We start from the raw sequence: 10,483 nt of genomic DNA on the forward strand, positions 1-10,483 counted from the left end.
TTGCGGCTCCAGACGTGCGGATGTCCATCTTGGCCATGGGTTCGCCCGTGAGACCGTATACGTTGACGCAGACTGATCAGAGCATCTCAAAATCCCCCTTGCAAACGGGGCGGGCCATACGTTTTTTGGCGCTTGTGCTGGCCTGCGACCCCTTCGCCCTTTTTCCGGGCCGGACGCCGGTCAAAGCCCGCCGATGTCGCCCGAATGGCGTGCCCGTGGCGTGTCGGTGGCGTATCGATGTCGTTGTCTGCTAGCCTGCGAAAGGCGATCCGGCGTGGCGAGGAGGACAAGCATCGTGATCATCCGCAAGCTGCGTCTGGAACGCGGGCTGACCCAGGAGCAACTGGCCACCATGGCCGGGGTCAGCATCCGCACGCTGCAACGGATCGAACGCGGCGCACCTGCCAGCGCCGAGACCCTGAAATGCCTGGCGGCCGTCCTGGACCTCGATTTCGCCGATCTGAGGAAGGAAACCGCCATGCCCGAACCGACCCCGTCCGCCGCCGCCCCGCTGCCCGAGCTGACCGAAGCCGAGCGCGAGGCGCTGGAATACGTGCGCGACATCAAGGGATTCTACATCCACGCTGCGAACTATGCGGTGGTTGTGCTGGCCTCCTTCGCCGCCAACATCTGGTCCGCCCCGCACACCTGGTGGGCGGTCTGGGTCGCCCTCGGCTGGGGTCTGGGGCTGGCCTACCACGGCCTCAGCGTGTTCGAGGTGTTCCATCCGTTCAGCGACCGGTGGGAACTGGAGCAGATGCGCAAGCGCCTGGAGCGGACCCGCGTGGCACGGGACTAGGCCGGCCATGCCCGTGCTGACCCGAAAAAGATCATCGTCGTCCCGGGCTTGCCTGCCCTGACGGAGGTCAGGGACCCGGGACAGGGCTGTTCTTTCCTCACCGTCGTCACGCAAGCACTGCCCCGGCTCAAGGCCGGGGCGACGATTGGAAGGAATCGTGATGTCCGAGCAGGGTGGGGAGCCGACGTTCTTCGATCCTCCCCTGTTTCATCCGCAGGATGCAACGGGGGAGGTGTCAGCCGCCGCAGGTGGCTGACGGAGGGGGCCGGTTGCTATCCCCCTCCACCCGCTGCCTGCGGCAGCGCGGTCCCCCTCCCCCGTTGTGCTGCGCAAAACGGGGGAGGATCGGAATGCCCGCAATCGGGCGAAAGCTGGCTGACCCGACCGAGCCAGGGTGCCCTGCGCGGGAACGCACACCGGCGATCGGTCCGATTCTTTCGCCCAAGCCTTACCGGTCCGCGTCGTGCCCCTGGGTAAGCTCGCTGCCCTCGCCATAACGCGGCAGGCTCTCCACCACCGGGACGTCCTCGATCTCGCGCTTGCCGATCTCGATGTGCTTGTCGCGCAACCGCTTGCTGGCCGAGAGCACGTTGCGTTCGAAACTGCCGACAAACTTGTTGTAGTTGTCGACCGCGGAGGTCAGCCCCGAACCCACGCGCTTGAGGTGCTCGGCCGCCGTGGCGAGCCGGTCATACAGCTCACCACCCATGCGCCCGATCTCCCGCGCCTCACGGGCCAGGCCGTCCTGGCGCCAGACCTGCGCGATGGTCCGGGCGATCGCGACCAGGTTGGTGGGGGTGGCCAGCAGCACACGGTTGCGGAAGGCGAAGTCCCACAGCTCGGGGTCCTTCTCGAGCGCGGCGGCGACGAAGTGCTCACCGGGCACGAACATCACCACATAGTCGGGCGCTTCCTCGAACTGGCTCTGGTAGGACTTGGCGCCCAGCGTCTGGACGTGCCCGCGCATCGACGCCACGTGGGCCGCCAGCGCCAGTTCGCGCGCGGTCTCGTCGCTGGCCTCGAAGGCCTCCTGATAGGCGTTGAGCGAAACCTTGGCGTCGATCACCAGCTTTTTCTGGCCGGGGATGGCGATGATTGCATCGGGCCGCAGGCGGCCATCCTCGGTCTCGATCGAATGCTCGGTGACGAAGTCGGTGTGCTCGGCCAGGCCGCACTGTTCCAGCACGTTGCGCAACTGCTGTTCGCCCCACCGGCCCCGCGCCTTGGGGGCGTTGCGCAGCGAATTGCCCAGCCGCACGGCCTCGGCCTTGACCTGTTCCTGCCCGGCGCGGACCGATTCGATCACCCCGCGCAGTTCGCCGAAGGCGTCGACCCGCTGCTTTTCCAGATCGGCGACCTGCTTCTCGTAACTCTGCAGCCGCTCCCCCACCGGGGACAGCAACAGCTTCAGGCGCGCCGCGCTGTTCTCCTCCGACTGTTTGAATTGTTCCTGCGCGCGGGCGAGGAAGGCCTCCTGCGCCTGGGCCAGCACCTTGTTGCCGGCATTCTCGAACTCCTTGCGCAAGGCCTCCTGCGCGGCGAGGAGCAGGCGCTCCTTCTCGGCGAAGTTGGCGGCATCGGCCTTCATCCCCGCGATCTGCGCGGCCAGATCGGCCTTCTCCCCCTGCATGCGCGCCTGGTCGGCACGGAGCAGATCGAGCTGGTGGGCCAGCTCGTCCGCGCGCAGGGCCCGCTCGCTGGCCACCGCAAGGTCGGTGATCGCGCGGCGGAACTGCTCATCGAGCGCGCGCGCCTCGGCATCCCGCGCGGCAAACCGCTGGCGCCACTCGGCCACGGGCCGGTTGCCGAGGAACCAACCGAGCGCGAGGCCGCCAGCAAGACCAAGCACCACGGCAAAGACGGCCACCATCTGAGAGTCCAACGCGCTTCCCCTGTTCGGAACGAACCGGGAACTACCGCCAGGCGCCCCGGCTGGCAAGCGTGGCCACCAACGAGGCTGTGGGTTGAGCAACCCGGAGGGGCCGCCAAGCCGCATCTGCCCTGCCCGTGCTGCCGGGTCCTCCCCGCCGAGCCCGAGCTGCCGGCCCCTTACTCTTCGTCACCCTGAACGTGTTTCAGGGTCCAGCTTTCCCGAGCCACCGCCGCGCGAGAGGCGGGATGGATCCTGAAACAAGTTCAGGATGACGGAGGGTGGGCTGCCGGGTCAGCGGTTTGGGCTGCTGGATCACCGGGGTAGGACGCAGGGCGACGGGGGTCGCGTGAAAGTGTCACCCGACCCCACCGGGGACCGGGCACCGGCCTTGGGCCGCCCTCCTCGCGCCGAAGCGGCTTCACGCCGCCTTGCGCAGCTTCTCCAGCTTCTTCAGCGCCATCGAGCGCTTCAGCCGCGACAGGTGGTCGATGAACAGGATCCCTTCCAGGTGGTCCATCTCGTGCTGCAGGCAGGTGGCCAGCAGATCGTCCATCTCTTCCTCGTGGGTGTTCCCGTCGAGGTCCTGCCAGCGGGCGCGGATGCGGGCCGGGCGTTCGACCTCGGCGTAGATCTCGGGGACCGAAAGGCAGCCTTCCTGATAGACGCGCAGCTCGTCCGAGGGATCGAGGATCTCCGGGTTGATGAACACCCGCGGTTCGCGCTTCAGCGGCTGGTGCGTGTGCTCGTGCCCGCCATGCGCGGTGCAGACCTCGGGCTCGGCGTCGGGGTCTTCGGGCTGGAGATCGATCACCAGCACGCGCAGCGGCACGCCGACCTGGATCGCGGCGAGGCCGATGCCGGGGGCATCGTACATCGTCTCGAACATGTCGGCGACAAGCGTGCGCAGCTCGTCGTTGAACTCGGTGACGGGGGCCGAGACCTGCTTGAGGCGGGCGTCGGGCACTTCGATGATCTCGCGGATGGCCATGGGGGCGAGATAATCCCGGGGGGGCGACTGCGCAAGGCACTGCGCCCACGGGAAAAGCGATCAGAGTAAGCGGAGCGGTCGCCCGCCCCTGGCCCCGTCACCCCACCGGCCGCCGCGCGCGCAGCGCCTGGGCCAGGGTGCCCTCGTCGAGATAGTCGAGCTCCCCGCCCACCGGCAGGCCATGGGCCAACTGGGTGATGCGCACCGGAAAGGCCTCGAGCCGTTCGGCCAGATAATGCGCGGTGGTCTGCCCTTCGAGCGTGGCGTTCATGGCCAGGACGATCTCGTCGATCCCGCCCTGCTCCACCCGGTCGAGCAGCTTGCCGATGGTCAGGTCCTCGGGCCGCACGCCCTCCAGCGCCGAAAGCCGCCCGCCCAGCACGTGATAACGCCCGGTGAACAGGTGCGCGCGGTCCAGCGCCCACAGGTCGGCCACATCCTCCACCACGCACAGCGACCGGGGATCGCGGCGGGGATCGGCGCAGATCGCGCAGGGGTCGGTCGTGTCGACATTGCCGCAGGTCCGGCATTCGACCAGGGCCTCCTGCACCGTCGCCAGGGCCTCGAGCAGGGCCGGGAGCGCACTTTCACGGCGCTTGATCAGCCACAGCACGGCGCGCCGGGCCGAGCGCGGTCCCAGCCCGGGCAGGCGGGCGAGTGCGCCGGCCAGTCGTTCGATCTCTTGCGATGCCATCGCGCGACAGATAGGGCACCAGCCCGGAAACGGAAAGCCGAGAAGCCGATGCGCATCATTGTCATGGGGACGCCGGACTTCGCGGTGCCGACGCTGGAAGCCCTGATCAATGCGGGCCACGAGGTGGTCTGCGCCTATACCCAGCCGCCCCGCCCCGGCGGTCGGCGGGGCAAGGAGCTGACCCCCTCTCCGGTCCAGCGCGCGGCCGAGGCGCACGGCGTCGCGGTGCGCCACCCGGCCAGCCTGCGCGATGCCGTGGCCCAGGCCGATTTCGCCGCGCTGGCGGCCGACGTGGCGGTGGTGGCCGCCTATGGCCTGATCCTGCCCCAGGCGGTGCTCGACGCGCCGCGCCACGGCTGCCTCAACGTCCATGGCTCGCTGCTGCCGCGGTGGCGCGGCGCCGCCCCGATCCAGCGCGCGATCCTCGCGGGCGATGCCGAAACCGGGGTGGGCATCATGCGGATGGAGCGCGGGCTCGACACGGGCCCCGTGCTGCTGGAAGGCCGGACCCCGGTCGGCGCCAAGACCACCGGGGAGCTGACCGACGAGCTGGCCATCCTCGGCGCGCGGCTGATGGTGCAGGTGTTGGCCGATCTGCCCGCTTACCCCGAGATTCCCCAGCCCGAGGCCGGGGTGACCTATGCCCACAAGATCGACAAGGCCGAGGCGCGGCTCGATTTCACCGCCCCGGGGGAACAGGTCGAACGCCAGGTGCGCGCCTTCAACCCCGCGCCGGGCGCCTTCTTCGCGTTCGAGGGTGAACGCTACAAGGTGCTGGCGGCCAAGGTTGTCGACGCCACCGGAGAGCCGGGCACGGTGCTGGATGAGGCCCTGACCATCGCCTGTGGATCGGGAGCGTTGCAACCGACGGTGGTGCAACGCGCCGGTCGCCCGGCGATGTCCGTGACCGAGCTGCTGCGCGGCAAGCCGATCCCGGCCGGGGCGCGGCTGGAATGACCGCGCTCCGGGCTTCTGCCGCGCGCGGGACCATCTGCACCTCATGACCCGCTTCGCGCTCACCCTGGAGTTCGACGGCACCCCGTTCATGGGCCTGCAGCGGCAGGCGCATGGCCCCACCGTGCAGCAGGCGGTGGAGGAGGCGGTCGAGTCCGTGACCGGCGAGCAGGTCACCCTCCACGCCGCCGGACGCACCGATGCCGGGGTCCATGCCCTGGCCATGCGCGCCCATGTCGACGTGGCCAAGGACATCGCCCCGTTCCGCCTGATGGAGGCGCTGAATGCGCGGCTGCGGCTGGCGGGATGGCCGATCGCGGTGCTGGCCTGCGAGGAGAAGCCCGAGGACTGGCACGCGCGCTTTTCCTGCACCGGGCGCAGCTATCTCTACCGCATCGTCAACCGCCGCGCCCCGCTGACGCTCGACCAGGGTCGCGCCTGGCTGGTCAAGGGCCCGGTGCTGGACCACGAAGCCATGCATCGCGCCGCCTTGGCGCTGGTCGGCAAGCACGATTTCACCACGTTCCGGTCCAAGCAGTGCCAGGCCGACAGCCCGGTCAAGACGCTCGACCGGCTGTCCGTGCGGCGGCAGGGCGACGAAGTGCTGATCGAGACCGGCGCGCGTAGCTTCCTGCACCACCAGGTCCGTTCGATGGTCGGCTGCCTAGTGCTGGTCGGTCTGGGCCACTGGCGCGAGGCGCAGGTCGGCGAAGCCCTGGCCGCGCGCGATCGCCAGGCGCTGGGCCACAATGCCCCGCCCGAGGGGCTGTACTTCGTGGCGGCGAGCTATCCGGGTGAATGAGGGTCTTCGTTTGCCCCCTGGCTACGCCTAGGCCGCGCTTGCTCCAAAACCGTCATGCTGAACTTGTTTCAGCATCCATCGTCGATGGGGCGCTGTGCCCACGGTAGTTCGGGTAGCCCACGCGCAGCACCCCCGTCCCGGAGCCGAGCGGGGGGCAGCATGGATGCTGAAACAAATTCAGCATGACGGAAACGCCACGGGTCGACTTTGGGACCGGGGCCTTTTGCCGGCTCGACGGCTACGATCGCAGCATCACCCCCGCCCGACGACGCTTTCCGGGAGGTCCGTGCCGAACACGCGCTGGTAGTACTCGGCCACCAGCATGCGCTCGGTCTCGTCGCACTTGTTGAGGAAGGTCAGGCGGAAGGCGAAGCCCGGGTCCTTGAAGATGCGGGTGTTCTGCGCCCAACTGATCACGGTGCGCGGGCTCATCACGGTCGAGATGTCCCCGCCGACGAAGCCCTTGCGGGTCAGGTCGGCAACGCGGACCATGTCGGCCACCAGCTTGGCGTCCATTTCGGGCACCTTCTTGCCGACCACCTCGGCCTCGACCGCGTGCGGCAGATAGTTGAGGCCGACGACCAGGTTCCAGCGGTCCATCTGGCCCTGGTTGATCGCCTGGGTGCCATGGTACAGCCCCGAGGTGTCACCCAGACCCACCGTGTTGGCCGTGGCAAACAGACGGAAGTTGGGGTTCGGCCGGATCACCCGGTTCTGGTCGAGCAGAGTCAGCTTGCCTTCGGTTTCCAGCACGCGCTGGATCACGAACATCACGTCCGGGCGGCCGGCGTCGTACTCGTCGAACACCAGCGCGACCGGCCGCTGCAGCGCCCAGGGCAGCAGGCCCTCGCGGAATTCGGTCACCTGCAACCCGTCGCGCAGGACAATCGCGTCGCGGCCGATCAGGTCGATACGGCTGATGTGGGCGTCCAGGTTGATGCGGATGCAGGGCCAGTTGAGCCGCGCCGCGACCTGTTCGATGTGAGTCGACTTGCCGGTGCCGTGATAGCCCTGGACCATGACGCGACGATTGAAGGCGAAGCCGGCCAGGATCGCCAGTGTCGTGTCCGGATCGAACACATAGCTGTCATCGCGGTCGGGCACGCGCTCGTCGGCCTGGCTGAAGGCCGGGACCGTCATGTCGATGTCGATCCCGAAGGTCGTCCGCACGTCGATCGTCGTGTCGGGGGCGGCCAGAATGGTGTTGTCGCGGCTGTCGGTCATAGGGGCGGTCATACTGCTCGTCTCGCTCATCATCGACGCGCCTATAGTCCCGGGGTGCAAGCTGCAATAAGCTTTGCGCGAAGCGGGCACCGATTGCCCCGTTGGACGCAGGATGATGCGATGAAGCTGTATGGTGCGCTGCTTTCCCCGTTTGTCCGCAAGGTCGCGCTGGTCGCCACGGAGAAGGGGCTGGACTGGACGTTGGTCGGCTCGCCGCCCGGCGGCGACGATGCCGAGTTCCGGCGGGCCAGTCCCTTCGGCAAGATTCCGGCGATCGACGACGACGGCTTCCTGCTGGCCGATTCGACCGCGATCGTCGCTTACCTGGAGGCCAAGTGCCCTGCCCCGGCGGTTCTTCCGGCGGACCCCCGGCTGCGCGGCCGTGCGGTGTGGTTCGATGAATTCGCCGACACCATCCTGATGGGCGCGGGGCTGAAGGTCCTGTTTCACCGGCTGGTCGGCCCCAAGCTGCTGAAGCGGCCCTTCGATCCCACGGTGGCCGAACAGGGCGAGGCCGAATTGCCGCCGATTCTCGCCTGGCTCGAATCGGTGGTCCCGGCCGAGGGCTGGCTGCTGGGCGAGACCTTCTCCCTGGCCGACTATGCCGTCGCCTCGGCCCTGCGGTCGCTGCAGCCGGTCGGCTGGGGGCGCAATGCCGAGGCCTATCCGGCCACGGCCGCCTGGTATGACCGCGTCGCGGCGCGCCCCGCGTGGCAGGCCGTTGCCGCGATCGAGGATGCGCGCCGGCGCTGATCGCGGGGACCGGCCGCCCCGGGCGGCTCCACGCTTCTGACGCATTTGCGGGCCATGACCGAAACCTGGCACGACGCGGTCCGATCGGACCCGGAGGAGAACGACGATGGCCGAATACACCTTCTTCACCCATCCGATGTCGCGCGGGCAGATCGCCCGCTGGGCCCTGCACGAGGCCGGGGCCGACTATGAGCAGGTGCTGGTCAACTGGCAGGACAAGCCGGCGGCGCTGCTCGCGGCCAATCCGATGGGCAAGGTGCCCACCCTGATTCACCATGCGCTCGACGGCGATCGGGTGATCACCGAATGCGCCGCGATCTGCGCCTATCTGGCCGAGGCCCAGCCCGGAGCCGAACTGGCCCCGCACGACAGCGAGCGCGCCGACTATGTCCGTTGGCTGTTCTTCGCAGCCGGTCCGGTCGAACATGCCGTGACCACCCGGGCGATGGGCTTCGAGCCTCCGGCCGACAAGCAGGGCATGCTGGGCTTCGGCAGTTTCGAACGGACGATCGACACCCTGGAAACGCTGTTCGCGGACAGCCGTCCGTGGGTCTGCGGCGATCACTTCACCATGGCCGACGTCTATATCGGCAGCCAGATCGACTGGGGCCTGACCTTCGGAACCATGCCACCCCGCGTGGCCTTCGTGGCCTATGCCGAGCGGCTGCAGGCGCGCGATGCCTACAAGGCCGCCAAGGCGATCGACCAGGCCCTGATTGCCGACATGCAGAAATGAGCGATCCTCGGGCCCGCCCACCCGGTTGAGCCCGCGCTTCAGGCGAACAGGGCCGAGCCCTTGAGCAGGTTGTAGGCTTCGACCACGGCCTGAAGCTTGCTTTCCATGCTGCGGTCGCCGCCGTTGCGATCGGGGTGATAGCGGCGCACCAGCTGCGAATAGCGGCTGCGCAGCGCCTTGCGATCGGCATCCGGGGGCAGGCCCAGGGCATCGAAGGCCCGGCGCTGCTCGGGGCTGATCGCCTGCCCGTCGGGACGCTGGTGCGGCCGGAACGCACGGGCCCGGGCACTGATCGCATCGAGCGGGTCCTTGAAATCGGCCCAGCGCGGCGCGGCATCGACCCCGGCCGTGGGACGAAAGGCCCGGGTTTCGGAATCCCACCCCGCCGTGGGGTGCTGCGCGGCCAGGATTTCCTCCGCGCTCATCCCGGCGAACCAGTCATACCCGGCATTGAACTCACGGATGTGCTCCAGGCAGAACCAGCGGTATTCGCCGGGACCATCGAATCCCGACGGGCGCAGCCCGGGGGCGCGGAACTCTCCCTGCTCGCGACAGCCGGGGCGATCGCAGCCGCGCCCCGAACCGTTGATCCGGCCATGAAATTTGTCGTGTCGCACCCCTTCCAGATGGGGGCAAATGCGTTAGATGGGAAGCCATGACCGGACCCATCGCACAGGAAATCGAGCAGCGGCTGACCGCGGCCTTCGCCCCCGGGCGCCTCGCCGTGATCAACGACAGCGCAAGCCATCGCGGCCATATGGGCGATGACGGCACGGGCGAAAGCCACTTCACCATCGAGATCGAGAGCGCCGCCTTTGCCGGACAAAGCCGGCTGCAGCGCCAGCGCATGGTCAATGCCGCGCTGGGCGACATTCCCGGCCAGCGGGTCCACGCCCTGGCGATCAAGGCCCGTGCCCCCGGCGAGTGACGCGATGACCGAGCTTGCCGAACAGACCCTGCCGCGGCTTCGTCGCGCCGCCCGCATCCTCCTCATCGACCCCGACGACCGGGTGCTGCTGTTCCGTTACGTGGTGGCGGGCCGGGCCCCGTTCTGGTGCGGACCGGGCGGCGAATGCGATCCCGGTGAGACCTTTGCCGCCGCGGCCCGTCGCGAGTTGTTCGAGGAAACCGGGCTCGAGGTGGCCGACTGCGGCCCCGAACGCGCACGCCGCGGCGGCGAGTTCGCCACACTGACCGGCGAATGGATCCGCTCGGACGAGCGCTTCTTCGTGGTCCATGCGCCGCGCTTCAACCCGAGCGACCAGGGCCACACCGCGGTGGAACGGGCGGCGCAGATGACCCATCGCTGGTTCACCCGGGCCGAACTGCCCGCCTGGCCCGAGACGATCTTTCCCGAGGATATCGCCACCCTGCTCGACGAACTCGCCCCTCGACGCTGAGCCGGCTCAAAGCCCGGACTGGCGTGAGGAGAGGGTGGCGTGATGTCCGGGTTGGGCGGGGAGCGGGCGTTTTCAGATCCTCCCCTGTTTCATCCGCAGGATGCAACGGGGGAGGTGTCAGACGGCGAATGCCGGCTGACGGAGGGGGCCGGTTGCTGTCCCCCTCCACCCCGCTGCCTGCGGCAGCGCGGTCCCCCTTGTATCTTGAAAGTGGTGCATGATGCGATTGCGGGAGGCTCCGCTAGCGGAGCCTCCCGCCC

At 68.6% G+C, this 10,483-nt stretch carries 12 protein-coding genes; 7 read left to right on the forward strand and 5 right to left on the reverse strand.

Annotated elements, in window-relative coordinates; all coding sequences use genetic code 11:
* Positions 1–295 precede the first annotated feature (295 nt).
* Positions 296–799, forward strand: coding sequence for a 2TM domain-containing protein (locus H7F49_RS18275; RefSeq protein ID WP_185685002.1), 504 nt, complete (start codon positions 296–298; stop codon positions 797–799).
* A 448-nt stretch (positions 800–1,247) separates the two neighbouring features.
* Here H7F49_RS18275 and H7F49_RS18280 read toward each other — a convergent pair whose 3' ends face one another.
* From H7F49_RS18280 to recR, 3 genes are all read right to left on the reverse strand, one after another.
* Entirely contained in the window at positions 1,248–2,669 is a 1,422-nt protein-coding gene (locus tag H7F49_RS18280) for a DNA recombination protein RmuC (RefSeq protein WP_185685012.1), read from the reverse strand.
* A gap of 421 nt (positions 2,670–3,090) precedes the next feature.
* Positions 3,091–3,660 carry a peptide deformylase gene (gene def / locus H7F49_RS18285; RefSeq protein WP_185685003.1) on the reverse strand — a complete coding sequence of 190 codons (570 nt, stop codon included), beginning with the start codon at positions 3,658–3,660 and terminating at the stop codon, positions 3,091–3,093.
* A gap of 97 nt (positions 3,661–3,757) precedes the next feature.
* A complete protein-coding gene (gene recR / locus H7F49_RS18290) occupies positions 3,758–4,354 on the reverse strand; it encodes a recombination mediator RecR (protein WP_185685004.1) in 597 nt (198 codons plus the stop codon).
* A 48-nt stretch (positions 4,355–4,402) separates the two neighbouring features.
* Here recR and fmt point away from each other — a divergent pair, with 48 nt between their 5' ends.
* Positions 4,403–5,311: a methionyl-tRNA formyltransferase gene (fmt, locus tag H7F49_RS18295; RefSeq protein ID WP_185685005.1), complete on the forward strand. Its 909-nt coding sequence runs from the start codon at positions 4,403–4,405 to the stop codon at positions 5,309–5,311.
* Between the two features lie 43 nt (positions 5,312–5,354).
* Positions 5,355–6,110: a tRNA pseudouridine(38-40) synthase TruA gene (gene truA, locus H7F49_RS18300; RefSeq protein ID WP_185685006.1), complete on the forward strand. Its 756-nt coding sequence runs from the start codon at positions 5,355–5,357 to the stop codon at positions 6,108–6,110.
* A gap of 252 nt (positions 6,111–6,362) precedes the next feature.
* Here the strand turns inward: truA and cobS are convergent, their stop codons facing one another.
* Positions 6,363–7,346 (reverse strand): cobaltochelatase subunit CobS, encoded by a 984-nt coding sequence (cobS, locus tag H7F49_RS18305; RefSeq protein ID WP_407940325.1) that lies wholly within the window; start codon positions 7,344–7,346, stop codon positions 6,363–6,365.
* A gap of 108 nt (positions 7,347–7,454) precedes the next feature.
* Here cobS and H7F49_RS18310 point away from each other — a divergent pair, with 108 nt between their 5' ends.
* Complete coding sequence (locus H7F49_RS18310; protein ID WP_185685007.1) at positions 7,455–8,087, forward strand: glutathione S-transferase family protein; 633 nt, start codon at positions 7,455–7,457, stop codon at positions 8,085–8,087.
* Between the two features lie 106 nt (positions 8,088–8,193).
* The gene (locus tag H7F49_RS18315) at positions 8,194–8,823 is read left to right on the forward strand and encodes a glutathione S-transferase family protein (RefSeq protein WP_185685008.1); all 630 of its coding nucleotides are present in this window, start codon (positions 8,194–8,196) and stop codon (positions 8,821–8,823) included.
* A 38-nt stretch (positions 8,824–8,861) separates the two neighbouring features.
* Here the strand turns inward: H7F49_RS18315 and H7F49_RS18320 are convergent, their stop codons facing one another.
* Positions 8,862–9,440 (reverse strand): J domain-containing protein, encoded by a 579-nt coding sequence (locus H7F49_RS18320; RefSeq protein ID WP_185685009.1) that lies wholly within the window; start codon positions 9,438–9,440, stop codon positions 8,862–8,864.
* Between the two features lie 38 nt (positions 9,441–9,478).
* On the opposite strand from H7F49_RS18320, the gene H7F49_RS18325 reads away from it, so the two are divergent.
* Both H7F49_RS18325 and H7F49_RS18330 read left to right on the forward strand, forming a co-directional pair.
* Entirely contained in the window at positions 9,479–9,751 is a 273-nt protein-coding gene (locus tag H7F49_RS18325; RefSeq protein WP_185685010.1) for a BolA family protein, read from the forward strand.
* A gap of 4 nt (positions 9,752–9,755) precedes the next feature.
* The gene (locus H7F49_RS18330; protein WP_185685011.1) at positions 9,756–10,223 is read left to right on the forward strand and encodes an NUDIX hydrolase; all 468 of its coding nucleotides are present in this window, start codon (positions 9,756–9,758) and stop codon (positions 10,221–10,223) included.
* The last annotated feature ends 260 nt before the right edge of the window (positions 10,224–10,483 follow it).

The sequence above is a fragment of the Novosphingobium aerophilum genome, assembly GCF_014230305.1.
Taxonomy (GTDB): domain Bacteria; phylum Pseudomonadota; class Alphaproteobacteria; order Sphingomonadales; family Sphingomonadaceae; genus Novosphingobium; species Novosphingobium aerophilum.

Bases quoted from the DNA above. Each gene is read 5' to 3' on its own strand.
- def (WP_185685003.1), bottom strand. From the start codon at position 3,660: ATGGCCATCCGCGAGATCATCGAAGTGCCCGACGCCCGCCTCAAGCAG.
- truA (WP_185685006.1), top strand. From the start codon at position 5,355: ATGACCCGCTTCGCGCTCACCCTGGAGTTCGACGGCACCCCGTTCATG.
- H7F49_RS18315 (WP_185685008.1), top strand. From the start codon at position 8,194: ATGGCCGAATACACCTTCTTCACCCATCCGATGTCGCGCGGGCAGATC.
- H7F49_RS18310 (WP_185685007.1), top strand. From the start codon at position 7,455: ATGAAGCTGTATGGTGCGCTGCTTTCCCCGTTTGTCCGCAAGGTCGCG.
- cobS (WP_407940325.1), bottom strand. From the start codon at position 7,346: ATGACCGCCCCTATGACCGACAGCCGCGACAACACCATTCTGGCCGCC.
- H7F49_RS18280 (WP_185685012.1), bottom strand. From the start codon at position 2,669: ATGGTGGCCGTCTTTGCCGTGGTGCTTGGTCTTGCTGGCGGCCTCGCG.
- H7F49_RS18330 (WP_185685011.1), top strand. From the start codon at position 9,756: ATGACCGAGCTTGCCGAACAGACCCTGCCGCGGCTTCGTCGCGCCGCC.
- H7F49_RS18325 (WP_185685010.1), top strand. From the start codon at position 9,479: ATGACCGGACCCATCGCACAGGAAATCGAGCAGCGGCTGACCGCGGCC.
- recR (WP_185685004.1), bottom strand. From the start codon at position 4,354: ATGGCATCGCAAGAGATCGAACGACTGGCCGGCGCACTCGCCCGCCTG.
- fmt (WP_185685005.1), top strand. From the start codon at position 4,403: ATGCGCATCATTGTCATGGGGACGCCGGACTTCGCGGTGCCGACGCTG.